General features: G+C 68.8%; 23 protein-coding genes. 9 read left to right on the top strand and 14 right to left on the bottom strand.

All coding sequences use genetic code 11. The annotated features are described in order from the left end of the window. Window positions 1–44: 44 nt before the first annotated feature. The 7 genes from ACZ6YV_RS04690 to ACZ6YV_RS04660 form a co-directional block, all read right to left on the bottom strand. Window positions 45–4,121, bottom strand: coding sequence for a LamG domain-containing protein (locus ACZ6YV_RS04690; RefSeq protein WP_465508307.1), 4,077 nt, complete (start codon window positions 4,119–4,121; stop codon window positions 45–47). 251 nt (window positions 4,122–4,372) lie between these two features. Next, window positions 4,373–4,774 carry an immunity 7 family protein gene (locus tag ACZ6YV_RS04685; RefSeq protein ID WP_465508306.1) on the bottom strand — a complete coding sequence of 134 codons (402 nt, stop codon included), beginning with the start codon at window positions 4,772–4,774 and terminating at the stop codon, window positions 4,373–4,375. 75 nt (window positions 4,775–4,849) lie between these two features. After that, the gene (locus ACZ6YV_RS04680; protein WP_378241983.1) at window positions 4,850–5,389 is read right to left on the bottom strand and encodes a DUF2716 domain-containing protein; all 540 of its coding nucleotides are present in this window, start codon (window positions 5,387–5,389) and stop codon (window positions 4,850–4,852) included. Window positions 5,390–5,577: 188 nt separating this feature from the next. Further along, complete coding sequence (locus ACZ6YV_RS04675; RefSeq protein WP_465508305.1) at window positions 5,578–6,186, bottom strand: hypothetical protein; 609 nt, start codon at window positions 6,184–6,186, stop codon at window positions 5,578–5,580. A gap of 75 nt (window positions 6,187–6,261) precedes the next feature. Next, the gene (locus ACZ6YV_RS04670) at window positions 6,262–6,768 is read right to left on the bottom strand and encodes a hypothetical protein (RefSeq protein ID WP_465508304.1); all 507 of its coding nucleotides are present in this window, start codon (window positions 6,766–6,768) and stop codon (window positions 6,262–6,264) included. 69 nt (window positions 6,769–6,837) lie between these two features. Further along, the gene (locus tag ACZ6YV_RS04665) at window positions 6,838–7,095 is read right to left on the bottom strand and encodes a helix-turn-helix domain-containing protein (RefSeq protein ID WP_465508303.1); all 258 of its coding nucleotides are present in this window, start codon (window positions 7,093–7,095) and stop codon (window positions 6,838–6,840) included. Continuing rightward, on the bottom strand, window positions 7,073–7,300 hold the full coding sequence (locus ACZ6YV_RS04660) for a type II toxin-antitoxin system RelE/ParE family toxin (protein WP_465508539.1): 228 nt from the start codon (window positions 7,298–7,300) through the stop codon (window positions 7,073–7,075). Before ACZ6YV_RS04660 ends, ACZ6YV_RS04665 begins: the two co-directional genes overlap by 23 nt. 238 nt (window positions 7,301–7,538) lie before the next feature. On the opposite strand from ACZ6YV_RS04660, the gene ACZ6YV_RS04655 reads away from it, so the two are divergent. The 6 genes from ACZ6YV_RS04655 to ACZ6YV_RS04630 all read left to right on the top strand — a co-directional run bounded on the left by ACZ6YV_RS04655 (window position 7,539) and on the right by ACZ6YV_RS04630 (window position 15,758). Beyond that, complete coding sequence (locus ACZ6YV_RS04655) at window positions 7,539–8,732, top strand: hypothetical protein (protein ID WP_465508302.1); 1,194 nt, start codon at window positions 7,539–7,541, stop codon at window positions 8,730–8,732. Window positions 8,733–8,874: 142 nt separating this feature from the next. Continuing rightward, entirely contained in the window at window positions 8,875–10,215 is a 1,341-nt protein-coding gene (locus ACZ6YV_RS04650; protein WP_465508301.1) for a flagellar basal body-associated FliL family protein, read from the top strand. A 3-nt stretch (window positions 10,216–10,218) separates the two neighbouring features. Further along, on the top strand, window positions 10,219–11,562 hold the full coding sequence (locus ACZ6YV_RS04645) for a class I SAM-dependent methyltransferase (protein ID WP_465508300.1): 1,344 nt from the start codon (window positions 10,219–10,221) through the stop codon (window positions 11,560–11,562). Further along, entirely contained in the window at window positions 11,559–13,460 is a 1,902-nt protein-coding gene (locus tag ACZ6YV_RS04640; protein WP_465508299.1) for a glycosyltransferase family 4 protein, read from the top strand. The genes ACZ6YV_RS04645 and ACZ6YV_RS04640 overlap by 4 nt, the downstream gene beginning before the upstream one ends. Beyond that, window positions 13,453–13,992, top strand: coding sequence for a hypothetical protein (locus tag ACZ6YV_RS04635; RefSeq protein ID WP_465508298.1), 540 nt, complete (start codon window positions 13,453–13,455; stop codon window positions 13,990–13,992). The genes ACZ6YV_RS04640 and ACZ6YV_RS04635 overlap by 8 nt, the downstream gene beginning before the upstream one ends. Continuing rightward, window positions 13,989–15,758 (top strand): glycosyltransferase family protein, encoded by a 1,770-nt coding sequence (locus ACZ6YV_RS04630; RefSeq protein ID WP_465508297.1) that lies wholly within the window; start codon window positions 13,989–13,991, stop codon window positions 15,756–15,758. Before ACZ6YV_RS04635 ends, ACZ6YV_RS04630 begins: the two co-directional genes overlap by 4 nt. 350 nt (window positions 15,759–16,108) lie before the next feature. Here the strand turns inward: ACZ6YV_RS04630 and ACZ6YV_RS04625 are convergent, their stop codons facing one another. The 6 genes from ACZ6YV_RS04625 to ACZ6YV_RS04600 form a co-directional block, all read right to left on the bottom strand. Then, complete coding sequence (locus ACZ6YV_RS04625; RefSeq protein WP_465508296.1) at window positions 16,109–16,837, bottom strand: Crp/Fnr family transcriptional regulator; 729 nt, start codon at window positions 16,835–16,837, stop codon at window positions 16,109–16,111. Then, window positions 16,837–17,007: a hypothetical protein gene (locus ACZ6YV_RS04620; RefSeq protein WP_465508295.1), complete on the bottom strand. Its 171-nt coding sequence runs from the start codon at window positions 17,005–17,007 to the stop codon at window positions 16,837–16,839. The genes ACZ6YV_RS04625 and ACZ6YV_RS04620 overlap by 1 nt, the downstream gene beginning before the upstream one ends. Before the next feature lie 586 nt (window positions 17,008–17,593). Then, window positions 17,594–18,262, bottom strand: a complete 669-nt coding sequence (locus tag ACZ6YV_RS04615) for a response regulator (protein WP_378241971.1) — start codon at window positions 18,260–18,262, stop codon at window positions 17,594–17,596. Further along, window positions 18,259–19,383 (bottom strand): sensor histidine kinase, encoded by a 1,125-nt coding sequence (locus ACZ6YV_RS04610; protein ID WP_465508294.1) that lies wholly within the window; start codon window positions 19,381–19,383, stop codon window positions 18,259–18,261. Before ACZ6YV_RS04610 ends, ACZ6YV_RS04615 begins: the two co-directional genes overlap by 4 nt. Window positions 19,384–19,441: 58 nt before the next feature. After that, on the bottom strand, window positions 19,442–20,290 hold the full coding sequence (locus ACZ6YV_RS04605) for a hypothetical protein (protein WP_465508293.1): 849 nt from the start codon (window positions 20,288–20,290) through the stop codon (window positions 19,442–19,444). Window positions 20,291–20,353: 63 nt separating this feature from the next. After that, window positions 20,354–21,187 (bottom strand): helix-turn-helix transcriptional regulator, encoded by an 834-nt coding sequence (locus tag ACZ6YV_RS04600; RefSeq protein WP_465508292.1) that lies wholly within the window; start codon window positions 21,185–21,187, stop codon window positions 20,354–20,356. Between the two features lie 108 nt (window positions 21,188–21,295). Between ACZ6YV_RS04600 and ACZ6YV_RS04595 the strand changes: the two genes are divergently transcribed. Genes ACZ6YV_RS04595 through ACZ6YV_RS04585 form a run of 3 tightly spaced genes read left to right on the top strand, consistent with a single transcriptional unit; the run spans window position 21,296 to window position 24,167 of the window. Continuing rightward, window positions 21,296–22,726, top strand: a complete 1,431-nt coding sequence (locus tag ACZ6YV_RS04595) for an MFS transporter (protein WP_465508291.1) — start codon at window positions 21,296–21,298, stop codon at window positions 22,724–22,726. 54 nt (window positions 22,727–22,780) lie between these two features. Next, on the top strand, window positions 22,781–23,299 hold the full coding sequence (locus tag ACZ6YV_RS04590; protein WP_465508290.1) for an RNA polymerase sigma factor: 519 nt from the start codon (window positions 22,781–22,783) through the stop codon (window positions 23,297–23,299). Continuing rightward, entirely contained in the window at window positions 23,292–24,167 is an 876-nt protein-coding gene (locus ACZ6YV_RS04585; RefSeq protein WP_465508289.1) for a VOC family protein, read from the top strand. The genes ACZ6YV_RS04590 and ACZ6YV_RS04585 overlap by 8 nt, the downstream gene beginning before the upstream one ends. A gap of 205 nt (window positions 24,168–24,372) precedes the next feature. Here ACZ6YV_RS04585 and ACZ6YV_RS04580 read toward each other — a convergent pair whose 3' ends face one another. Continuing rightward, window positions 24,373–26,136, bottom strand: a complete 1,764-nt coding sequence (locus ACZ6YV_RS04580; protein ID WP_465508288.1) for a gamma-glutamyltransferase family protein — start codon at window positions 26,134–26,136, stop codon at window positions 24,373–24,375. Between the last annotated feature and the right edge of the window lie 3 nt (window positions 26,137–26,139).

The following is a 26,139-nucleotide window of genomic DNA, read 5'->3' as shown; positions in this document are numbered from 1 at the left end:
GCCCAAGGTTCAGATGGAGCGTCTGCCGAGCCGGAGAAGAAGGATCAGGGATGGTCGAGGATCATGTCCGCGGCGATGCGTTGCGCGTCCAGCACACCGGTGTAGACGCGAACTCCACGGATATCGCCGTACCAGAAATCGGATTTGTATCCATCCCAGATACCCCGTCCGATCAAGAAACTCGCGATATCACTGTTGCCGGCCCAGCCCACGACGCCGTTCTGGCACACGGGTTGGAACTGCCGCTCGTCGGTTTCCGCGTAGAGGCAGGCCGTATCGGTGACCGCGTCGTAGGTTCCGGTCAAATGCGTCCACGTGTTCTCGTCGACGCTTTCCGACGTGACCCCGATCGCTGGAGTCGGCTGCCCTGCAGTGGCGGACGGTGAGCTGGCCAGCCAGCTCCACTTGCCGTACCAGTTGCCGGCCGCGTCCTTGGACGGCCGGTACCCCAGAAGGAAAGGCGAGAACTTCGGATCGTTCAGCGCGACAGCGGCTCGGGTGGCATCGTCTCCACCCACGCTGTTCGCAGGACTGCGAAGCTTGGCGTCCTGGACGTCCGCAGGAGTCCACCTGTGCTTCACCCAGGCTTCCACAGTGAAGCTCCGGTCGGCCCGAAGCGCGGGCGGGCGAGGCCCCTCGATCTCCCCGCTCCAGGACTTGTCGAACTTCGCGACGTTGACGCCGTTGTCGCTGACCATCGCCGCGCCGCCCGAGACGACACCGGTGGCGCCGGTGACCCCGTCGGCGGTGCTGCCATCGAGCTGGTAGTTCGCTCGGAGCACAGCGGTGTTGGCGAGACCTGCGGTCTCAGCAGCAGGGAGAGCACGGTCCCAGACCTGAACCTGGTCGATGCTGCCCTTGAAGTACGGTGACGGATGACCCTGCCACCGCACTTGCCCGACAGCGAAGCCGCCGGTCGCGGTCCAGGTGGTCCCTGCGGGAATGGCTGTCTGCCCTTCAAGAACACCGTTCACGTAAATCAGCACTTTGGTCGTGGAAGAGTCGTAAACACCGGTCAAGTGTGTCCAGACACCCACCTGCGGGACGCTGGTGGACGACGCCCACCGGTACTTGTCCTCATCGTCGTCGGCGGCCGAAAGCCCCATGATCCACCGGTTCACATCCGGGGAGTAGCGCAACTGGAAGGCACTTGAGCGGATGCCGTCTTGTCCGACCACGACGTAGTAGCCGTTGGCGTCGGCCAGCTTCACCCACGCCGAAACGGTGAAGCTCTGTGCGGTGTCGATCACCGGTGTCTTCGTCTGCCCGTATCCGGGTCCGTCGCTGACGAAACCCTGGCCGGACGACTGCCCGACTTTGCTCTCCGTGGCGGATTGTCCGGCGGAGTCGCTGTACCCGGTCGCGAACCCCGAACCGGGAGCGAAAGTGAGCGCGCCGTCGTTTCCGGTCGCGTCCACCGTGCTGCTCTCGAACGCGTATTCGCGGATGGCCGACAGACCGGTCGGCACACCGTTGTTCCCGTGCAGTGAAACGACTTCCGCCGCGGTCAGCGCGCGGTCGAAGAGCACGGCCTCGTCGAGTTTGCCGGAGTACAGGTTGGTCCGGACACCGCCGGACTTCCCACCGCCGACGACCAACGGTCCCGCGCCACCGGAGCCGGTGGCGCTGACCGTGGCCTGCGCTTGCCCGTTGACGTAGAGCGTCGCCGTTTTCGCGGTGGCGTCGTAAACGCCCGTGAGATGTGTCCACGCTCCCTCGGTCGGAGCGGCAGTGGAGAAGGCGGAACTCTGCGCCGGGTTGGCCTGGGCCGAGTCGGCGATGCTGAAGGCCCACTTCCCGGATTCGTGATACTGCAAGGCGAAACCGCTGCTCTGGCTGCCGTCCTGCGACAGCACGACCCGCCTGCTGTTCAATCCGGTGGGGTTCACCCAAGCGGAAGCCGAGAAGGACTTCGTCGTGTCCACCACCCGCGCACCGGTCGCGAAGTAGTCGCCTGCCTGGCCTGACAGGGACACGCCTTCACCGATCTTGCCGTCGGTGAACGCTCCCCGGCCTTCACCGACGTAACGCAGGCCCGTCGCCTGCGACTTGCCGTCACCTTCGAACTGCCAAGACGCGAGAGGAGCCGTGACGTCGCGGACGCTGAAGTTGTAGTCGACCCTCGTCGACGGGGTCTTCGCCCGGTTGCACGACCAGGCACTCAGGACGTGCGTGCCCTTCGTCTGAGGCGCGATGGCTACAGTCGCGGGCCCGCTGTACGCGGCGGGTTTCACGGTTCCCGGCTCGGTCCCGTTGCAGGTGGGCGGCGCGGTGTTGTCGAGCTTCCACACGTAGCTTCCGACCGAGGTCGGAGTGTTGGCCACCGTGAAGGTGAAGTCACCCGCCCGTCCGGGACCACCGCCGAAGGTGCCGCTGGGATACGTCTGGGACGACACGGACGGAGCGGACGGCTCGGAGAGCTGGACTTCGACTTCGCAAGCGCCGACCCAACTGGTTTCCCGGCCGTCGGTGACGTGTGCGTCGAAGGAGTAGATCCCGTCCGCGGGCATCGAGTCCTTGAACAGAGTCGCCTGAGCATTGCGATTGGCGACGTTCGAGTCGCTCAAGACGTTGTCGACACCTGCTTCACGCTGGTCCCAGACGTAGTTTCCGGAGCTGACCCAGCCCTTGTAGACGCGGAAACCGGTGTAGAGCATGCCGCCGTCCGGGTCCTGGACGTTCGCCTTGACCACGTAACCGGTGCTGGTGCGACCGAGCACCGGACGGACCCACGGCTGGCCAGGGGCGGGAGGGCCACAGGGATACGTCGAAGTCCCGTTGACGATGGCGAGATTGGCCGGCGAGTTCGGACGCGAGTTGTAGGTGACCGAGAACCCGACCTGGGGGGAGTAGCGCTTCCAGGTTTTCTGGTCGTTCTCGTCGGGCGAGACTATGCCGAAGGTGAAGTTCGGCGCGTTGGCTTTCGCCAGGCTATCGATGACCCAGGTGACGTCGAAGCCGACGTTGGTCGGGCAACCGTCCACACTTCCGAGCCAGTTGCCCAGTACCGGACCGCTCCCGAACTTCAGTCCCGGGACGATCGGATTGGTCAGCACCACGGTGTTCGAGCCACCGCAGTCCTTCGAATTGGTCACCGCCAGGTTCAGCTGCGCGGTGTAGATCTCTTTCCCAGCCAGGCCCCCGAGGTTCATCTCCACGAAGGACCTCGCGGTGACCAGCTTTCCGGCGCAACTCGAGGCAGTGTCATAGATGTATCCGGCCTTGAGCTGGTCACCCGAGTCCCACGCCGCGTCGCCTGGCGCCTTCGAAGCGCCACAGGCGTGCTGGACCAGATAGTGGTTGCGGCCGCAGTTGGAGCAGTAGTTCGTCTGCCAGGTGGGATCGACGTAGACCGGGTAAGCGGCGTTCGCCATCAGGTCCGGGTCGGGCGTGAGGAGCAGCGACTTGCCCGCGATCTCGGTCGACACCTTGGCCTGGCGACCGCCTGCCGCCGGACCGCGGACGAAATCCGTCGCGCCGGGTTCGACCCCCGACGAGTCCCACATCAAGGGCGCCTTGGCCAGGAAGACGTCGGCTCCCTTGGCGTCCTTGACCCGGAGAGCGCCGTCTTCGTCCTTGCTGAGCTTGCCGTTCTTCACCGGCAGGCCCAGCTTGATCTTCGCGATGGCCGGGTTCTTCGCCGCCTCCGGCGTCTTGATCACGACGACCTCGTGAACCTTGTCCACGTCCACCTCGACCTTGAGGTCGACACCGGGAAGCACGTCGGGATAAGTGGCGGTGGCACCCGACACGATCGGCTGGGGAAGCACCCCAGGCCAGTCGAGCCCCACCGAGGTGCCCTTGGCGCTCAACTGCAGCAGAGGTGCGGCGCCCGCGGTCTGGACATCCCCGCGGCGACCTGCGGAAAGCGAGATATCGGCCATCGCGGCCTTCGGCGACAGTCCGCCGTCCGGCCCAGAGCTCAGGGTCGAGTCCGCCGGAACCCAGCCACCGTCACGGGGAACCCGGACCGGGCGGGTGTTCTGCGTCAGCGTCAGGGAGCCGTCCGGGTTCGCGAAGGTTTCCGAACGCTCGGAGGTCAGGTCGTCGACCCGAACCTTCTTCTGGCCCTGTTTGGCGAATTTCGTCGCGGCCGCGGTGTCGGACGCGGAATTCGGCACCGCCGACGGCGGTGGGGAAGCGCTTTCCCTTGGTGACGCAAAAGCCGTGGCCGGGAGTACCCCGAAAGCCACGGCCAACACGACGCTGACGACACCGAGACGCGATCTCAGACGCGACGATCTCACGGCGATTCCCCCTCGTTCCGCGGGGATGTGCCACCCGCGGCCAGTTGAACTCTGTCCTATTCGGACGGGCGGGGAAAGCAGCCGAACAGCGTAATTCGATCATCACGAAACAGCAGGCAAACGGCCTAGATCTCGTAGCCGTCCAGCACGGTCGGCGCGACCGGGGACAGGTGCTCGTCAGCACGTTCGGTGACGAGGCCGCGGGCCATCCGGTACACCTTGAACTCGTTGTCGTGCTCGGGGTCCTGGTCGTCCCAGACGTGCAGGAGACCGTAGGAGCCGGGCGCGAGGTCGCCGACGCGGGTGAACAGGTCCACCAGCTCGGTCGCGATCGCCGTGCCGTGTTTGTCCATGCCGCCCAGGTGCAGCACCGGCACCCCGGCGGCCCAGCGCAGGTCCACCAGATCGCCGTCGTCGAAGTCGCGGACGGCGCGGTGCACCCGCTCGACGATGCGCTCGAGCAGCGCCGCGTCATCGTCGCCGGAAGGGCTCGCTTGGATGGTCACCCACCCGTGGTATTCGAACACCCGCCTCAGTTTAGGTCGTGTCCTGGAAGTCTGTTCGATGGGCTTCGTGATCCAGGTGGGCCCGCCGGACGGCGGTCAGCCCGCCATCGCGGCCGGTGCCCCGTCGCGGCGCAGCGCGTTCTTGAAAACCCGTTCGCCGTGCTTCTCGAAGGCCGGCGCCAGCTTCTCGCCGTAGACGCACAGCGTCCGCTCCCAGGGGTGGCCGAGCGTGCCGAAGCGGAAGTCGTTGGCCAGGAACATGTGGTAGTCCGTGCGCGGGAACACCGGGACCGGCCACGGGTCGAGCGCGGCGTGCCGATGCGGGTAGAAGCGATACGACTGATGCTGCCAGTGCAGCACCCAGACCCACTCGTCCTCGGCGACGCACTCCTTCAGCGCCGAGAGCGCGACACGGGCGACGTCGTTCTGCTCGACGGCGTACGGGCCGAGCCGGAATTCGGCCGACGCGCGGTCGAGTCCTCCGGGCGCGAGATCCCACGCGATGGACGGCGCGGGTTCACGAAAACCGGGCCAGGCGTGCGCATACGTGCTCGGCCAGAACGCGAGCTTGTCGTAGACCCAGTACCAAGCGGGCTCATCTGCGACCCTGGAGATGGCTTCCCAAGCGTTGTTCACGAGCGACCCTCGGTGGTTCGGCCGATTAAGACTGGGAAAGCTTCGTGTTCAGGGCCTGACTTTGTCCAGCTCGTGGGCATACTCCGTGAAACTGTCACCTGATCAGGTGTCTTGCGCCGCCGCCGGAACCGTGAGAATGACGGTGCGTGAACGGCGAGCCCGCGGAACGCGGGCTCGCCGTCGTTCGATCATGCGGCAGCCTCCCAAAGGCTCATGAAGGCCGACGCCTCACTCCGGACCCACGGCTTCACCTTGTCGCGGTCGCGCGGTGACAGTGCGAACTCCTTCGACCGCCGGACGTCGATCACCAGCGGGCGCCCACCCGGCCGCAGGTCGTCCATGGTCTGTTCGAGCAGCCACAGCACCATCTGCGCCGCGTCCCGGCTCAGCGGTTCCTCCTTGAAATAGAGCCAGGTCGCGTGGACGGGGCCGTCGCCCTTGCGCAGGCCGAGGTGCGGGCTGATCCCCACTTCGAGCGAGCCGAGCCGCCATCGCGACCGGCCGACCTCGGCCAGCCGCAGGTCACGCCGCCCCACGTAGCGCAGCCAGCCGTTGGCGATCTCGGTGTAGTGCGGCCGCGTGCGCTCGTCCGCGTTCTCGACCAGCGCCCGCAGTACCTCGCGATCCTGCCCGGAGATCCGGCCTGCCCGGATCGCGTTCGCGGCGCGGAGGTAGAAGTTGAACCCGCCCCTGGCCGGATCCTCGTACTGGCGCCGCCAACGCCGGACGAACGAGGAACGCGAGGGACCCGAGCTCGTGCTGTACCCCACGAACGTGGGCAGGGTGATGTAGGCCATCCGTGTCTGCCTTTCGCCGCTGTTCCTGCTGGACAACGTCCATTTTAGAACACATGTACGACAGAAACCGGCGCCTTACGGGTGACGCGGACGAGGAGGCCAAGGTCTTTCGAGCAGCTCGGCCGATTCCTCGAGGATCGGTACTTCGCAGACGTCCCTCGGGGTGAGGTCGGTCGGGATCCAGCTGTCGAGCATCGCCGACCAGCGCGTGATCCCCCGCAACGCCTGGGGCGACCCGAGCAGCTCGCCGACCTCGCTGACCAGCGCGCCGCCGGCCGCGGGCGAGAGGCGGCCTTCGACCATCGCGGTGAGCCAGCCGTGGATCAGCAGCCAGCGGGCGGCCGTCGGATCGGCGGGCAATTCGAGCCCGAGCTCGTCGACGACCTGGCCGAACGCCTTGTCGACGGCGTCTTCGGCGGCGGACTCGAGCCCGGCGAGCAGGGCGAGGGAAGGGGTGTCGAGTCCGGCGACGATCGCGTCCAGAGCGGCTTCGACCAGGTGGGACGTGCGGACGTCACGTCCGGCGAGCCTGCCGATGGCCAGCTCGCGCAGCGCGCCGCGACACGAGTCGATTTCCGTCACCCGGTGATTCCCACGTCCGTCACCGTACCGGCGGAACCGGCCCGCCACGCCTGACCAGCCGAAAGAGCATCACACCGTGGACAGGCGCGGGGTGATGCGAACGTCGAGGACGGCTTCGAGGGCGTGAGCCAGCCGCTCCAGCACCGGAATGGTCGGGACTGTCCCTCCCGCCTCGAACCGCGCGACGGCGGACTGCGTCATCCCCGCCTCGGTGGCGAGCTTCGTCTGGGACCAGCCGCGCGCCTCTCGCATTTCCCGCACCGTCTTGCCCAGGTCGTAGGCCAGCTTTGCCGCCTCATAGGCGTCAGAGGCGCCGGGCTCGGCCATCGTTCTCACTCCCCGCCGTGCTCATCTGTCGTATGTCTTCGAGCGACACATCGCCACATCGCCTTCCGCGCCCGTCGGACGCGATCCAATGGGTGATCCGCACGGCTTCACCGTCCAGATGGAACCGCAATTCCCGCAACTCGCCCTCGAGTTGTCGCGTGTACGGCTCACCCGACAACGGCCCCTGCTCAGCGAGCAGATCCACGTAGAAGGCCACTGTCGCGAAGTGCGCCGTGGACGAATCCTCCAGCCAGTCGCGAACCTACGACAATCCCGGCGCCGGGGACAGCTGGTCGAGTTCGACGTCATCGCCGTTGCCGAAAAGCGGCGAGATCAGTGCTGGACCAGGCCGTGAGTGGACGCAAGAATGTGGAAAGACCACATCAACCACCCATAAGGGTGCATGCAACACTGGCTGCCCACACCCGGCGGCAGGGGGCTAAATGAGCTGGCAGGACGAGCTTCGACAGCTGGACGTCGAGCTGGCCGCGGGTCGCATCGGGCACGCCGAACACCGCCGGAAGCGCGACGAGCTCCTGGCGGAGGCCTCCGGCGGGACGATGCCGTCGCCGGTCCCCTCACCGCTGCGGCGCCCGGGCGGGGAGTGGCACAGCGCCAATCCCGCCGCGCGGCCGGTCGAGCAGCCGACAGTCACGGTCCAGCAGCCCCAGCCCTACCAACAGCCGACCCAGCCGTACCGGCAAACCCAGTCGTACCGACAAACTCAGCCGGTCTACCCGCCCCCGCCGGCGACCGTCGAGCAGCCCAAGCCGCGCGAAGCGAAGAAAAGCGCCATCCCCCACATCGCGGACCACAAGACCACCGCGCCTTCGCCCGCCGACATCAATCCGACGGTCTACCTGCGTGCCGAGCCGCCGCCGGTCCGGGACAGGCCGTCGACCCGCGAGCTGAACCGGCCGCTTCCGCCACTGACCCCCGAACCCGGCCCGCGCCACCAGGCTCCCGCCGAGGACTACGCGGTCGTCGGCAAACGCAAGCCGACCTGGCTGTTCATCGCCGCCGGTGTGCTGGTCGTGCTGGCGCTGATCATCGGCGGGACGCTCTGGCTGGGCTCGTCGCCGTCCTCGAACGTCGCGGACCGGCCGCCCTCGGCGAGTGTGGCCCTGCCGCCGGACGGTCTCGCGCCATCCGGCCAGCCCAACAGTGGCCAGACGCCGTTGGAAGACCGGCTGCCCGCGCTGCCCGGGACACCGTCGAAGGACAATTCGACGATGTCGGTCACGAAGGGTGTCGAGCTCAACTTCTACTCGAAGGCCGCGGCCGACTACCTCGCGTCGAAGAACGTCGCGTCGATCACCTACAAGGGTTCGAACGAGGGCACGAACGGGTACCTCGTCCTGGTGATCCCGGCGAACGACGCGAAGGACGCGACAGCGATCGTCAAGTACTTCCGGGAGAACTCGATCAACGCCGGACTGCGCGAGCAGCGCGTCGGCGACCGGCTCGCCCTCGTCGGCGCGAACCAGAACGGCCAGCTCAGTGGCTTCGGTTACGTCTCCGGGACGATGGCGGTGACGACCTGGGTCTCGCAGCCGCTCGGCGGCGACGCGCAGGCGCTCGACACCCGGCTGGGGCAGACGCTGACCTCCTTGGACACTGTTCTCCCGGCGAGCTGAGAGACCCAGGTCGCGGGGAGATCACGATTCGACCCGCGAGGGCGCTTCGAGTCCGGGCAGTGCAGAATGTGCGAGGTCACCGCAGTGGTGGTATCGCGACGGCCGGGAGCGTTCTCCCGCCGGAAATCGGATAAGGGGGCCGGTGGTGTCCTGGCAGGAAGAGCTGCGCAATCTGGACGAAGAGCTCGCATCTGGGCGGCTCTCCGCGGACGATTACCGGCTCCGCCGTGACCAGGTGTTGTCATCGGCGGTCGCCTACGGGGACCCGGCCCAGCAGCAGTTCCAGCAGCCCGGCCAGCAGCCGCAGCAGCCCTTCCAGCAGCAGCCCCCTCCGCCGCCGCAGGCGCCGCAACAGCAGGCGCCGCAGCAGCCCGGCCAGTCCGGCAGCGCCGACTCGACCCAGATCATCGCGCCGGTGAACCAGCCGCCGCAGAACGGTGAGGGTGAGCGCACCCAGGTCGTCCCGAACTGGCAGCAACAGCAGGCCGATCCGAACCGGACCCAGGTCGTGCCGCCGGTGGCGTCGCCGCCGGGCGGTTTCCCGCAGCAGGGCCAGGCGTCCCCGGCCGGTGGTTTCCCCCAGCAGGGCCATGCCTCGCCCGCGGGCGGCTTCCCGCAGCAGCAACAGCAGCAGGGTTACCAGCAGCAACAGCCGCAGCAGCAGGGCTGGACCGACACCGACGCCAGCCCGCCGTGGGGTGGTTCGGAGTTCCCGCCGATCTCGCCGGTCGGCAGCACGGAGTGGGTCAAGCAGGGCCCTGAGCTGTTCGAAGACAAGCCCAAGGGCAAGGGCGGCAAGATCGCCGTCATCGCGATCGTGGCCGTCCTGGTCCTCGCCGGTCTCGGCGTCGGCGGTTACTTCGCCTTCTCCGGTGGCGGTGACACCCCGCCGGACCCGACGGCCTCGCCGCAGCCGACCCAGTCGCAGGCTCCCCCGACGTCGTCAGCCAAGCCGAAGACGCCCGAAGAACTGCTGTTCGAGAAGATCCCGGAGCAGTCCGGCGACGAGGACTCGAAGAGCGGCGCGATCCCCGCGGCCCAGCTCGCCGCGATCACCGGCATGGAGAAGGCCGAGGCGGACCTGGTCATCGCCGCCGGTGTCAAGCAGGTCGCGTACCGGGGCTCGCAGAAGCAGCCGGACGAGACCGGGCCGCAGCCGGCGAAGATCTCGGTCACGGTCATCCCGCTGACCAGCCCCGGCGCCGCCGGTGACCTGATCAAGCAGCTGCGCCAGTACCAGACGAGCAACGGCTTCGTGCAGATCACCGAGCCGCTGCCGGGTATGCCGCCGAAGCTGAACTTCCAGAAGAAGATCGACGGCGACAAGGGCAGCTACCGCGGCACCTGGATCAACGGCAACAACATCGTCCGGGTCGACATCCTGCAGAACCCGCTCGGCGGGGAAGACGGCGAGAAGGCGTTGAGCGGCACGTACCAGCGTGCGGTGAAGAAGACGCTGGAAAACTACGCCGTCACCAGCTGATCGATGACCGCCGCGAACGCCCGGCTGCTCACGACCCTGCTCTCCCTGGCCGAGGACACCGGTTCGTTGTCCGACGAACTGCACTTCGCCGGCCGGGACGCCACCGAGCGTGATCCGCTCGACCACGGCGCCGCGAACGTCCTCCGGGCGCTTGTGCTGCCGAAGGAGCCTCGGGTCCTGGAGGTCGGTGCCGGTTTCGGCGGGCTGACGCGGTACCTGGGCGAGGTCGCGGCGACGGTGCACGCCGTCGAGGCCGATCCGGTCCGCGCCGCCGCGGTGCGGTTCCGCACCCGCGACCTCGGCACCGTGACGGTGCACGACAAGCTGGTCGTCGAGACCTACGACCTCGTCGTCGTCCAGCAGCCGTACGCGACGCGGAACCTGCTGGACTGGGTTCGCGAGCGGCTGTCGCCGACGGGTGCCGTCGTGGTGCTGACGGCTTCGCGCGGTGTCGCCGGGACGCTCGAGGCGGCGGGTCTGGAAGTCCAGCGTGAGCTGCTCTGTTCCCCCGGTCACGAGGTCGCCCGCGCGGTGCGCGGCGCGCAGATCGACACGGAACTGCCCCGGCTGTCCGCCGCGATCGCCGGCGGCCCCGCGAACGGCCTCGCCCTGCTCTGCGGTCCCGGCGCCGCCGCGCTCTGGCCCCCGTACCGGCTCGCGACCTACTTCAACACCGCCGAGCGCGCCGCTTTCGCCTGTACGCGCGCCGACGTCGTCCGCACTGGGGAGGGCGCCGAGGTCCGCCGCGTGCCGCTGGTCCCGTCGCCGCCGGTCGCCGGGATCTCGGTCGGACCGTGCGCGGACAAGGTGTACGACGCCCCGACGATGGTCGAAGTGCTGCTCGACGAGCCGGAGCGGGTCGCGGAACTGCTCACCGGATGGCGGGATCTCGTCCACGAGGAGGCCGCGCGCGGGGTCGAGGCGCTGTGGGATCTGGTGCCGCACAACGTCCTCGTCGACGGCGCGACGCTGCGCCCGATCGACCTGGAGTGGCGGAACGCGGGCGCCGGAGTGTCCGAAGTGGTCGAGCGCGGGGTGCTCGTACTGGCCGACAAACTCGCCGACGCGGGCTGGCCCGCGGCGGCGGACGGCGGCTCGATGCGCGACCTGGCGGGCTGGCTCGGCGTGCTGATCGGCCTCCATCCCTCCTTTGTGGACAGTGCGCTGGAGCGTGAAGTCGCCTTCTCGACGATCGGTTCGTGCGGCACCGAGCACGGCACGGACGAGGTACACGGGTCGATCGCCGAAATCTGGCGAAAACGCCTGGCGAGAACCGTCCACGAGTACCGTTCAACGAAGGCCGGCGCCGGTGTGGCGGCGAACGAAGACGAGGTAGCGAAGCGATGACGAGCCTGCATACCGCCGGCATCCTGACCCCGGACCGGCCGGTCGGGCACCTGTTCGAGCTCCGGGGCTGGACGACCGGGATCAGCCGGATCGGCGAGATGTCCGTGACCGTCGCGGACGTCGAGGCGAACCTGTTCCCCGAGCCGTGCCCGGGCGCTCCCGAAGGCACCTTCGGCTGGCGTGCGGTCCCGGCCACCTGGGTTCCCGCGGGCATTCAGGACATCGTCGTCACGGGCCCGGACGAGCGCGTGCTGAACCAGGCGACCGTCCACGTCGGAACACTTCCGGGTGAAGAACCGCTGTGGCTGGGCGAACTCGAAGCGCCGAAGCAGGGCAAGGTCTCCGAAGGGCACGTCGTCTATGTGACGGGTTGGGCGATGCTTCAGGGCCGCGCGCCGAGCCTGATCGAGGTCATGGTCGAGGGCGGCGGCACGGTCAGCGCACGCACCCGCCTGCCTCGTAAGGACGTGCCCAAGGAGTTCCCCGGATTCGACGACGCCGCGGTGAGCGGCTTCGAGGCCTGGGTGCCTGTCGACCTCCCGTACGGCGAAGAGCGGACGCTGTCGCTTCGCGTCCGGTACCGCACCGAAGGCGTCGGCGAGGTCGTGTCGGCGAAGCGCACCTTCACGCTTCGCAACCCTGTCGCGGACCTGGACGACGCCGAACTCGCCGACGAGCTGGCCGGTGACACCGCCCGCGCGATGGCACGCGTCGACATCCCGACCGATCCGAAGCACGTGCTGGTGTTCACGCACAGCCTCGGTGTCGGCGGCGGGCAGCTGTGGCTGCAGGAACTGCTGAGCCGGATGGTGACCGACCACGGCTGGCAGGTCAGCCTGGTCAGCGAAACCGACGGCCCGCTGCGCGCGGACTGCCACGAACTCGGCATCCCCGTGCACGTCACGACGCACTACCGGAACCAGACGGTGCCCGCTTATGAGGGACACGTCGCCGAGCTGGCGCGCTTCGCGAAGTGCTCCGGAGCGGGCGTCGCGCTCGTCAACACTCTCGGCGGCTTCGTCGGCGCAGACGCGGCGAAGCGGGCCGGGATGCCGACGGCGTGGGTCATCCACGAGAGCTTCTCGCTGCCCGCGTTCGCCTATCAGAACTGGGGCCCGGTGAAACCGCCCGCCGCGGTGTGGAAGCGCTGGGAGAGCACGCTCGGCGAGGTCGACAGGCTGCTGTTCGTCGCGGACGCGACGCGCGAGATGTTCCTCCCGTACAGCAAGCCGGAGCGCTGCCGGACGGTCCGCTACGGCACGCCGATGCACAAGTTCGGCGGCCGGACGCGGTCGGAGACCCGGCGGCAGGCGCGGAACATGCTCGGCTACTCGCCGGACGACATCGTGCTGGTCAACATCGGCATCGCGGAAGCCCGCAAGGGGCAGGCGCCGCTGATCTCGGCGATGGAGCGGATCCACAAGATCCACCCCGAGGCGAAACTGTCCGTCGTCGGCCTGCACCCGTCGCCGTATGGGCTGGCGATGGAGGAGTCCGTCGAGCGCGCCGGGCTGGAGGAGTCGGTCAGCCTGGTGCCGATCCAGCCGGATCCGCTGCGCTGGCTGCAGGCCGCGGACATCTTCGTGAACAGCTCCGACATCGAGTCGCTGCCGCGGTCGATCCTCGAAGCCGTCTGCTGCGGTGTCCCCGTCGCGGCGACAGACGTGTTCGGCGCGCGGGAGATGATCGTCGACGGCGAGACGGGCTGGCTGTTCGAGACCAACGACGTCGACGCGCTGACGGCGGCGTTGCTGCGCGCGCTGGGCACGTCGGCCACGCGCCGCCGTGAGATGGCGAAGGCCGCGCACGAGAAGCTGCTGCCGTGGCTCGACCCGGCGGGCTACGCGCGTGAGTACTCCGAAATCCTGACCGAACTGAGTGGGGGCGTTCATGTCTGACACCGACATTCCCGGCCGTGTCCAGGCCGAGCTGACCCGGCTCCGGGCCGAGCAGCAGGTTTTCACCGCCGAACAGGACCGGCTGAAGGCCAAGCTGGCCGACACCGAGCACGAACTGCGCGAGGCCACCGCGGCCGCGCCGAACGAAGGCGAGTCCGCCGCCGTGAACCAGAAGCTCGCTTCGCAGCAGGAAGAACTCGATGTCGCGAAGGCGCGTCTGCAGGCGCTGGAGGCCGAGGTCCTGCTCGCCCACCAGCAGCGTGACTCGCTGCGCGCGGAGCTGAAGACCTGCCGCGAGGAGCGGGACAAGCTGCGGCTCGCGCTGCTCGACGCCGAACTCGTGGTGTCGGCGGGTGTCGTCGACGCGGACGTCCTGCCCGGCGGCGAACCGTCGGCCGACCGGCAGCGCCTGCTCAACGCCGAACGTCTCGCCGCCGAGATGGCCAGGGAACTCGACGCCACGCGCCGCACCGTCAGCTGGCGGGTCACCGCGCCGCTGCGGGTCGTGCGGAAGAAGATGGACCGGCCGTGACCGAACTCTGCTTCGTCTCCGCCGAGGGCGGTTCCGCCTTCATGGAGGAGCTCCTGGAGGTGGTCGCCGACGCCGTGCGCACGGCGGGCGGCAAGGCGAGGACCGCGATCGGCAAGTACCCGGACGCCGGACGCGACACGGTGTACGTCGTCGTCCCCCACGAATACTTCGTGACCGCCCCGGACGGTGACTTCCCGACCGCCGAACAGTGCCGCCGCACCATCGGGTTCTGTGTGGAGCATCCCGGGACGGCGACCTTCGAACGCAACGCCGAACTGCTCTCCATCCTGGGCGGCGCCGTCGACCTCAACGCCGATTCGACCGCCGAACTGCGGCGCCGCGGGATCGCCGTCGAGCAGTTCCAGCTCGGCTACAGCCCGCTGTGGGACCTGTGGGGCGGCGACCTCGACAGTCCGCGCGACCTCGACGTCACCTATCTCGGCACGGCCGAGCGGCGGCGTTCGGTGCTGCTCGGTTCGTACGCGCGGGACCTCGCCGGGCTGCGGACGCGGCTGCTGACCCCGCCGCACGAGCCGATGACCGCCGCCCGCGCCGACTTCCTGCCGGGCAAGGCGAAGTTCGAGCACCTCGCGCGGTCGCGGTTCCTGCTGAACCTGCACCGCGAGCGGAAGCAGACCCTGGAGTGGGTGCGCACGCTCGAAGCGATGACCAACGGCTGTGTGGTGGTCAGCGAGACGTCCATCGACGTCGAACCGCTGGTCCCCGGCGAGCATCTGGTCCTCGCGCGGCCGGAGGCGCTGGGTTCGGTCGTCGCCGCGCTGGCCGACGAGCCCGAACGCGAACGGCACCTGCGTTCGGCCGCCTACGGTTTCGTGAAGTCGCTGGACATGACGGCGTCCGCGCGGCGGCTGATCGACCTCGCGGCTTCGCTGGGTTCGGCACCGGCGGCGGACATAGCCCCGGCGCGGGCGCTGGCGACGAGCCTGCGCAACCCCGAGAACGCGCTGGCCGTCGACACCCCGTCGTTCGACGCGCGGTTCGCGGGCGACAGGTCCGCGGGCGGCCCGGCTTCGGCACGCGGGACGGCGTTGTCGGCGCGGATCGCGCAACGCGCGGCCGGTGCGCGGCGGGTCGCCACGCGGCACTGGGAGCCGGCGGCGGCTTCGCCGGTGGGCTCTGCCGACGTCGACGTGCTGATCGTGCGCCGGACCGGCGAGGTCGACCCGGACGATCTCGCGAACGACCTGCTCACCGGCAGTGTGACACCGCGGAAGGTGCTCGTCGGCGAGGACGGCGTGCACCCGTGGCCGCGTCCGCGGCCGTACGACGTCCTGCTGCACGACACCCCGCTCGGCCGCGGGCTCACCCGGAACTCGCTGCTGGAGCGCTCGACGGCGCCTTGGCTGCTGGTGCTCGACGGCGGGATGCGCGCTTCGGAGTTCCTGCTGGAGCGCCTGCTGGCCGCTTCGGAAGGCGCCGACGTCGTGCATTGCCCTGTCGCGGATCCGGTGGACGGCCTGGTCGGCGCGCTGCCGCCGGAGGAGCGGCGCCTGCGGACGCTGCCGTACCTGGGCAGCGGCTATCTGGTGCGGCGGTCGCTGGTCGACGAGTTCGGCGGGTGGAACTCCGAGGTGCTGTTCGAGGGCCTGGAGGATCACCTGTTCTGGCTGCGGGTGGCCTCGGCGGATCGGCCGACGACGCTGGTGCAGCAGGTGTTGCTGCGGCGGCTGCGGCCGGATCCGGACTCGCGGCCGATGGACCTCGACCCGCATCGGGTGTGGGCGGCGGTCGGCAGCGCTCTGTAGCTCACCACGCGTGCGATGAAAGGCCCGTTGCTTGCAAATTTTGCAAGCAACGGGCCTTTCATCGCACGGGGAGTGGGCGTGGCGTTAGTCCGAAAGTGTGAGTTGGGCCGTGTCGGTGAACGACCTCCCCCGGTGATGCGCCTTAGGAGCAGAGCATCGGAACGTCCCGATGCCGGACGAGGAGGAACAGCATGGCCTGGGAAATCGTCCTGGTCGCCGCGCTGGCCGTCGTGTTCGTCATACGGCTCGCGCTTCAGTTGAAGCGCGGCTGACCCCGTTTCGCGCACCCCGCGACGCAGTGAATGAGATGAACGGGACTTTCATGGCAAATTTTGCGATGAAAGTCCCGTTCATCCCATCGCTATGCGCCGTCCGATCCGCATCTGCGGAATCCGCCGCGGCCGGGCCGCCGGCGCCGGGGAAAGCGGAGGGCCATCCTCGCGCAAACGCTTCTTCACGTGAATCGTCTTGTAGCCGGTGGTCAAATAGCCCTCGTTCTTCAGTTTCGCCATCTCCGCGTTGACCGACGCGGCCGAGGCGCCGATCGCCGAGGCGATGTCCGTGTGGTTCAGCCCTACGTCGATGACTACGCCGCCGTCCCCGGGAATCCCGTAGAGCGCCTGCAACCTGGTCAGGTACGCGGTCAGCCTGCTCCGGACCTTGGCCGTCGCGAAACCCAGCGCGACGTTCCGCAGCCGTACCCGGATGGCCAGGTCCACGGCGATCAGGGCCATCGCCTGCTTGTCGTCGTCGAGGAAACCGCGGAAGGCGTTCTGCGGGATCTCCAGCGCGCGAACCGGTTTCGTGGCGAGGTACGAGAGGTGACTCGACCGTCTGGCCAGGCAGTCTTCGACGCCGAGGAGGTCACCGGCGCCGAACAGGTCCACGATCGTCGGCGGTGTGCCGCCCTGGGCCGCGCGCTGCGCCTTCACGAAGCCGGACCGCAGGATCAGCACCGGTGGCGACGGGTCGCCCTGGTTGAGCAGCGTCGTGCCCGCCGCGTGGTCCACGTGTTTGCCCAGGTCGAGCAGCCGCTGGCGCTGCCGTTCGGTGACCGCGGCCAGGAAGTCCCCGCCCATCAGCCGACCACCTCCGCGAACGCGTAGAGGATAGCCGGGAGCCCGGCCACGAGCGCCGCGACCGACCCGATGACCTTCGCCGGCTGGGCGACCTTTCCGGCGAGCATGAGCCGGGTGAGGATCGCGGCGAAAAAGATGTAGGCGAGAACGACGACGCCCGCGGTGATCACCAGAAGAGGATCAGATGTCTTTGCCGTCAATAGTGACTCCCAGTGAGAGAAGAAAAGCGCGCCGATTCTTGCCCGGCCGGGTGAGAATCACGTCAGGTAGGTGACGCCACCACTCGCCGTTCAGCCGAAGACTAGTGCTCAGTGACATTGCGAGAAAGCAACTCGGCCTTCACCACCCCTGTCCGGGCATCCATTTCGCGACGGAAAGTGACGACTATTCCGCGCGGTCGCCGCGCGGATAATCACGCACCGTGCACGAAGGCGAGACGAGATTCGACGCGACGCTCCTGGACTCGTCAGGAAATCAGAGTTAGCAGTACGCACGTATGATTTCGAATCGTCTCCAGGAATCCGGCGGTCACTCGGCCGGACTCCTGGTGGAGACGAAGATGAGACGGCGGCGGCAGCCCTGCCGAGCTTCCGTTCACCCCCACCCGGGACGTGCATCTGCACGTGCACTTCTCCGGTTTAACGGAGCGTCAACGTTGTGTCAGGCTTGACGACTCCCCGTGACCAGCAAGGTTTTTTCGGAAATCTCAGCTTTTTGGGGGAACCTCACGGCCGATTCGCGCGGTAAAGGGGCCGGTCAACCCCGGCGAGGGCTGACCAGGCCGGATTCGTAGGCCAGCACCACCAGCTGCGCCCGGTCACGCGCCCCGATCTTGGTCATGATGCGGCTGACGTGGGTCCGCGCGGTGGCCGTCGAGATCACCAGATGCGCGGCGATCTCGTCGTTCGACATCCCGCCGGCGACCAGGCCGAGGACCTCGCGTTCGCGGTCAGTGATCTCGCGGACGGCACTGACGTCGATGCGACGGTTCTCCGGCCTGTCGACGAATTCCGCGATCAGCCGCCGGGTCACGGTCGGGGCCAGCAGCGCCTCGCCCGCGGCGACCACCTTCAGCGCCCGCAGCAGTTCCACCGGCTCGGTGTCCTTCAGCAGGAATCCGCTCGCGCCTGCCCGCAACGCCTCGTAGACGTACTCGTCGACGTCGAAGGTGGTCAGGACGAGGACCTTCACCCCGGCCAGCTCCGGGTTCGCGGTGATCCGCCGCGTCGCTTCGAGCCCGTCGACCCCGGGCATCCGGATGTCCATCACGACGATGTCCGGCTTGTGCTCGGCGGCGGCCGCGACGGCCTGGTCACCGTCGCCCGCCTCGGCGCAGACCTCGAAGCCGTCCTCGGTCTCCAGCAACACCCGGAACCCGGCGCGCACGAGCGCCTGGTCGTCGGCGAGAACCACCCGGATCGTCACAGTTCCCCCTTGATCGGCAAGTCCACGCGGACCTGGAATCCGCCGTCCACCACGGATGTCGTGAGTGCGCCACCCAGTGCGGCGGCCCGTTCGGACATCCCGCGCAGCCCGTGGCCGGGCGCGGGCTCGACGGCGCCACGGCCATCGTCGCGGACGAGCAGGGTCAGCGCACCGGTTTTCCGCTCGAACCTGACGTCGACGCCGCGTGCCTGGTTCGCGTGGCGGACCACGTTCGTCAGCGATTCCTGGAGGATCCGGTACGCGGCGCCGTCAACCGGGGCGGGCAGCTCCCCCGGTTCGCCATCCACGCGGACCTCCAGCCCCGCGGCCCGCGCGTGCTCGAACAGCTCTTCGGCCTGGGCGAGGCTCGGCGCGGGCGCCTTGTCCTCCCCGGAACGCAACACGGCCAACGTCGCGCGAAGGTCCTTCAGCGCCGAAGCGCTCGCCTCCTTGATGTTCAGCAACGCCTCTTTCGCCTGCTCCGGACGCCTGTCCGCGACGTGCGCGGCGACGCCGGCCTGGACGTTGATCATCGCGAGACTGTGCGCGACGACGTCGTGGACCTCGCGGGCGATGGTGAGCCGCTCCTGTTCGGCCATCCGGTGGCGGTGCTCGTCGGCCTGTTCGCGGCGGGCCCGCGCGGCGGCCATCCCGTTGCGCACCGCCGTCCCGATCCCGACGACCGCGATCACCCAGACGACACCCAGCCCCGCGCGGACGTCGAAGGTGCCGAACCCGTGCCGGACGAACAGCACGATGCCGGCGGCCAGGAGCAGCGCTCCGCCGGTGATGCTCGCGACGATCGGCCCGCGGATCTTGGTGAGCATGAACAACGCGATGGTCGGCAGCACGATCGCCGGCCCGCCCGGGTTGCCGGACGCGTAGTAGCCCACCGTCAGCGCGGAGGTGAGCAGGAAGATCGGCATCGGGAACCGGTGGACCACCAGCAGCGGCAGCGCGGTGGCGACCAGCCAGAGGGCGCCGAACGCGGTCAGCGGCGGCACGTCCGGCTGCCAGCGGGAAGCGCTGCTCGTGGTCCCGAGGACGAACCCCAGCGGCAGCACCACGCGCAGCACGCGGCCCGCCCAGGGGCTCCACGGATACCGTTCTTTCAGCAGCACAGGACGAAAGCTACCCGGGGTGGAGGCGTCCCGCGTCCGTTGAAAAGCGGCTTCCCGGCTACGCCGCGTGCGGTAGCCGCCGCAGGATCGACGTCATCATCAGGACCCCGCCGATCACCTGCACGGCCAGCACCGGGGCACGATCGGCGTATCCCATGGTGAACGCGCTGAACAGGGCCCAAGCTCCCGAGCCCGCCATCGCCCCGGCGCCGGTCCACACCAGCACCAGCCGCGGCCAGAACCTCCCCCGTGACACAGTGGCCAGCGCGAGCGCGGCGAGGACGCTGAGCAGGGCGATCACGACGTCTTGGCCGCGGGCGGACATGCCGCCGGAGCCGAAGGCCCAGATCGAGTGGCCGATCGCGGAAACGAGCGCGGCGGCGATGCCGAGCTTGCCCGCGACGCCGAGCGTCCCCGGCCGCACGGTGCCGGTGACGACGAACCACCAGCGGTCGCGGGCGTAGAGCACGAAAGCGGTCAGCAGCAGAACACCCTGCCAGGCGAAGCCGCCGTAGACGACGGCCCAGACCCAGTTCTCCAGCGGCATCTCGGCCAGCTGCGGTTTCGCCAGGTCGGCGACGATCACCGGGAGGTTCAGCACGATCGGCGCGAGCAGTCCGGTGCCGATCCAGATCGGGAAGAGCACGAGCGGCGCGGGGATCCGGCGGCCCCAGGAGTAGGTGAACGCCAGCGCGAGCACCACCGCGACGACGTCCATCCCGCCGGTGAGCAGGTTCGCGAAGAGCATCAGCTTGGAGTCCACAAAGGACGGATCACGGAGGCCGAGGTCGCCACCCGTGACCCAGGAGGCCTTGAGGGTCAGGTACGGGAGCGTGCCCAGTATCGCGGCGTAACAGACGATCAGCCGGGAGCTGGAGATCTTGGGAGTGGCCAGTGCTGCGGTCATGCTCCCAGCGTCGGCGTTCACGCGGCGGAAAGACTCCCTCGCGAGCCTGGTCCGACTCCCCCGTCAGAAGGAGCTGGGCAGTTTCGCCGCGGTTTCCTCGTCCGCCGGGGTCAGCGTCGCCAGGGAGATCTCGGAACGCCGCCCGAGGTACAGGTACGAGAACTCGAATCGCAGCAGGCCGACGTCCGGGTGCAGGTACCGCTTGAGCACGATCCGTTCGGTGGAGACGTCGTGTTCCTTCCACATCCGCTCGAAGACGTCGGATTCCTGCCGCAGCCGCTTGACCAGGTTCTTCCACGCCGGTTCGGCGAGGTGTTCGGCCATGGCCGCGCGGAAGCCGGCGACCACGCGGGGCAGGTTGAGCTCCCAGTCCGGGAGCCTCCGCCGCCACTCGGGGTTGGTCAGGCACTGGATCATGGTGTTGCGGTCCTCGAACGGGATCGCGTCGAGGCCGCCCATCAGCCAGTCGTAAGCCCGGTTGTAGGCGAGAATGTCGCAGCGCGCGTTGCGCACGCAGACCGGGAACGGCTCCAGTTTCGCCATCATCCGGTGGACGTTGTCGCTGAGGAGCTTGCAGTCCTTCTCCAGCGGCGGCTCGGGCGCACCGGCGAGGGTGAACAGGTGCGTGTGCTCGTGCGGGTCGAGCCGCAGGGTCCGGGAGATGGCCTCCAGCACCTGCTCGGACGCGTTGATGTCGCGGCCCTGTTCGAGCCACGTGTACCAGGTGACCCCGACCCCGGCCAGCTGCGCGACCTCCTCGCGGCGCAGGCCGGGGGTGCGGCGCCGGCCGCTGATCGGCAGGCCGACCTGGTCCGGGGTGATGCGTTCACGGCGGCTGCGCAGGAAGGCGGCCAGTTCGTGCCGTCGCACGTCGGCCACTCGCGAATCGACGGTCATGGTCACCTCATCAGGTTCGCAAAGCTCGAAGCCGGTTACCAGGTACTGGCGGTACCAGGATAAACACACTCCTGGTACCAGGGTGGAAATCGGTTGATCGTGGTATCCATGACTTCGACGCAAGTTCCGGCGACGCCTGCCCGCGTCGCCGCCGGACCGGCCCTGACCTCGGCGGGCCTGTTCACCGTGCTGCTGGGGACGGCACTCCCCCTTATCGATTTCTTCATCGTCAACATCGCCTTGCCCGCGATCAGTTCCGACCTTCGGACCTCGTCGGCCACCTTGGAACTGGTGGTCGCGGCCTACGGGATCGCCTACGCCGTACTGCTCGTCGTCGGCGGGCGGCTCGGCGACGCCTTCGGCCGCCGCAAGCTGTTCCTGATCGGGCTGGCCTCGTTCACCGTCACTTCCCTGCTCTGCGGGATCGCGCCGACGGCGTTGACGCTGGTGCTGGCGAGGGCCGCGCAGGGAGCGGCGGCCGCGCTGATGCTGCCGCAGGTGCTGTCGATCATCCAGGCGACCACGACCGGTGAACGCAGGGCCAAGGCGCTGGGGTTCTACGGCGCGACAGCCGGGCTTTCGATGGTGCTCGGCCAGTTTCTCGGCGGCGCACTGGTAGCCGCCGATCTCTGGGGTACGGGCTGGCGGCCGATCTTCCTGATCAACGTTCCCGTCGGGATCGTGGGCCTGGTGGTCGCCCGGAAGCTGATCCCGGAGAGCCGCTCGCGGAACCCGATCGGCATCGACCGTCCCGGCACGATGTTCCTGGCGATCGCCCTGGTGTCGTTACTGCTCCCGCTGGCGGAAGGACCCGTGCTGGGCTGGCCACTGTGGACGGTCGCGTTGCTCGTGGTGTTCCCGTTCGCCGCGGCCGGGTTCGTCCACGTCGAACGGCGGATGGAACGCCTGGGCGGGGTTCCGCTGCTGCCGCCGTCGGTGATGCGGATGCCGAGTGTGCGGCAGGGACTGCTGGTCGGGGTGCCGTTCTTCGTCGGGTTCAGCGCGTTCATGTTCGTGTTCGCGGTGACGTTGCAGGACGGCCTGCACCTGGGCCCGCTGGACTCCGGTCTGGTGACGGCGCCGCTTTCGCTCGCGTTCTTCGCGATGTGCCTGGTCAGCAGCCGTCTGGTGACGCGGTTCGGGCAGCGGGTGGTGGCCGCCGGCCTCTCGATCCAGCTGCTGGGGCTGCTGGTGCTGATCGGCACCGTGCTGCTGGAGTGGCCGGAGATCGGGGTGCTCGACTTCGCGCCGGGGATGCTGCTGTGCGGTCTCGGTCAGGGACTCGCGATGACGACGGTGTTCCGGATCGTGCTGTCGAAGGTGCCGCCGGAGATCGCCGGGGTCGGCAGCGGGATGCTGACGACGTCACAGCAGGCCGCGATGGCGCTGGGAGTGGCGACGCTCGGGACGTTGTTCGCGTCCGTCGGGGCGGGTTCGCTCGGGATGAAGGGCGCGTTCGTGCTGGTCATCGGGATCCAGGCGGTGCTGACGATCGGCGTGATCACGGTGGCGCGGCGGCTGCCGGATCCGCGGGTCTGAGAAAGTTCGTTTTCACCCCGTCGGAGTTGTGGCTCCCCGAGCGACGATGGGGATGTGACGGAACCACGGGTGCATCGGGACCCGGCCTTCGCGCTGTTGTCGCTGTACGAGACGGCGTTGCCGGAGGTCTACGGGTACCTGCTGTCCCGGTGCGGGAATCGCACTCTCGCTGAGGAACTGACTTCGGAGACGTTCCTCGGCGCGGTGAGGGCCTGCCGTAAGGAGTTCGCCCCTCCGGTGAGTACCGGGTGGCTGATCGGCGTCGCCCGGCACAAGCTCGCCGATCACTGGCGGCGCAGGGAGCGGGAGGAACGCGGGCTGCGGCTCGTCCACGAGGAGGAGTACACCGATCCGTGGGACGAGCGGCTGGACGCCCTGCTGGCTCGCGAGGTGCTCGCCTCGCTCGGGGCGCATCATCAGGCCGCGTTGACGCTTCGCTACGTCGATGGCCTCCCGGTACCGGAGGTCGCCGCCCATCTCGAGCGCACGGTGCACGCCACGGAGGCTTTGCTCGTGCGGGCCCGTGCCGCGTTCCGGCGTGCTTACCAGGAGAAGGAGGGTCGCGATGTCTGATCCCTTCGACGCGCTTCGCGGGCCCTCGCAGCCTGTCGAGCCTGACCCGCTCTTCGCCGCCGAACTGCGCGACAACCTGCGTCGCGCCGTCCTGAACGGAGTTTCCGCTATGCCACTCGCCGCCGAAGTACGTTCCTTGACGCCGTATCTCGTGGTGACGGACGCCCGCGCCGCGCTCGATTTCTATGTCGAGGTGTTCGGGGCCCGTCGGCGGTCCGATCCGATCGTGATGGAGGACGGCCGGGTCGGGCACGCGGAACTGGCCGTCGGGGACAGCGTGTTGATGCTCGCGGAGGAATTCCCGGAACTCGGGAACGTCGTGGCGCCGGCCGGTGGGCCACTGATCCGGATCGAGGTCGCGGACGCGCACGCGTCGGCGCGGCGGGCCGTGGAACTGGGCGGGGAACTGGAACGTCCCGTCTCGGACACGGGATATGGGCTGAGTGGGGCGATCAAGGACCCGTACGGCCAGCGGTGGCTCGTCGCGCAGGCGGCGCCTTCTGCTGTTCCGGAAGCAACGCCTGTCCGGCACGGCGAAGCGGGCTACTTCACCTTCCAGGTCCCGGACGACGCGCGCGCGAAGGCGTTCTACGGTGCCGTTCTGGGCTGGCAGTTCTCGCCGGGGCGGGTCGAAGGCGGTTGGGGTGTCGAAGGTTCCGGTCTGCAGGGCGGGCTCTGGGGTGGCCCGGGGCGGCAGGTGGGCTGGAAGGTGATGTACGCCGTCGACGATCTCTCCGCCGCCCTCGACCGCGTGCGCGCCCAGGGTGGACAGACCGGCGAAACCGAGCAACAGCCCTATGGCCTGAGCGCCGACTGCGTGGACGACCAGGGCATCGAATTCTGGCTTTGGGAACAGCCGCGCTCTTGAGTCACTATCCCCACCCCCCACCCGTCCCAGGGGGGCGACCCCGAAGCCAGTCTATCGCCGATGGGGGTTCGGCAGGGGAGCTGACGTGAGTTGTCCACAGACGGGGGTCATTGTGGACAAACCAGGGGAAGGGCCGTGAAGGCCTCCTTCACTACCTTGAAGGTAGGGAAGGAGGCCTTCACGGCACAGGCCAGGCAGCAGTGCGTCAGCGTCCGACGGCGTAGCCCTGCATTCCCCGCGCGTTGGCGGCGGCGCGGAGTACGCCACCGGACCGCGAAACGGCCGAAAGCCGCCCGAGCGACCAAGGTCCGGCATCGACGACGTCGTGCCCGCGCGCGACGAGAGCGTCCATTGTGGACTGACCGAGCCGCGACTCGACGACCAGTTCCCGCGGCGTCCACGAACGCGGATAGAACGAGCTCGGGAACGCGGTCGTGTGCCACGCGGGCGAGTCGATCGACTCCTGCAGGTTCAGCCCGCCGAGCGTGTGCGCCAGCCAGAAACACAGCTGCCACTGATCCTGCTGATCCCCGCCGGGAGTCCCGAAGGCCAGCACCGGCTCGCCGTCGCGCAGACCCATCGACGGCGAAAGCGTGATCCGCGGCCGCTTCCGCGGCGCCAGCGAATTCGGCAAGCCCTGTTCCAGCCAGAACATCTGCCCGCGAGAATCGAGACAGAAACCGAGTTCCGGGATCGTCGGGCTCGACTGCAGCCAGCCACCCGACGGCGTCACCGAGATCATGTTCCCGGCCGCGTCGACGACGTCGATGTGCACGGTGTCGCCCCGGGTCTCGCCCAGCGGCCCGACCGTCGGCTCCCCCGTCGCGCCGGACCCGGATTCGAGTCCGCGCAGCTTTTCGAGAATCGCGGGCAGCCGCGGAGAGGGACCACCCGGCCGCAGCTCGGCGGACGCTTCGTCGGTGATCAAGGCCCGTCGAGTGTCCGCGTATTCGCGGGAGATCAGCAGCTCGATCGGTACGTCGGGAGAGTCCCCGTACCAGGCCTCGCGGTCCGCGAACGCCAGCTTCGCCGCCTCGACGGCCAGGTGCACCGTGCGTTCCGTCGGAATTCCGTCCACATAGGACAGTTCATCGCGCAGGCCGTCCAGCAACCGCGCCTGCTGAAGCAGCGTCGGACCTTGCGTCCAGGCGCCCATCTTCACCAGGCCCCAGTCGCCGAAGTCGACCTGCAGCGCGTCCTCGTAGGTCGCTTCCCAGCCCGCGATGTCCTCGCCGGTGAGGAGACCGGCGTGGTCGCGACCGGAGTCGTCGCGGAAAGCCTTGCGGCTGAACGCTTCGATCGCTTCGGCGACGAAACCCTGCGACCAGGCGCGGCGTCCGGCGTCGATCTGCGCCTCACGACCGCTGACCGCCTCGGCCTCGGCGACCAGCCGCGCCCAGGTGTCCGCGAGCGCCGGGTTCCGGTGCAGCCCCTCGGCGGGTTTCCCGTCCGGCAGCCAGAGCGCAGCCGACGTCGGCCAGTGCTCGGTGAAGAGATCCTGGACCGCACGGATCGTGTCACCGACCCGGCTGACCAGCGGAATCCCGTTGCGCGCGTAGGAGATCGCGTAGCCGAGCACGTCGCGCAACGACTTCGTGCCGTGATCCCGCAGAAGCAGCAGCCAGCCGTCCCACGCGCCAGGAACGGTCGCCGGGAGCAATCCGCTGCCGGGGATCAGATCGAGCCCGAGATCCGCGAAGTACTCGGGCGTCGCCGCCGCGGGCGAGACTCCCTGCCCCGCGAGGGCTCGCGGAACCCGATCCGTGGCGGTGACGAAGATGCCGGGCACCTGCCCCGCCGGGCCGCACAGATGCGGCTCGGCGACCTGCAGGACGAACCCGGCCGCTACCGCCGCGTCGAAGGCGTTGCCGCCGTCTTCCAGCACCGCCATGCCGGTGGCCGAGGCCAGCCAGTGCGTCGATGCCACCATGCCGTGGGTGCCGGCCAGTTCCGGCCTGGTCGTGAACACTCG

The organism is Amycolatopsis sp. NPDC102522, assembly GCF_055584485.1.
This window is presented reverse-complemented; position numbering and strand designations above follow the sequence as displayed.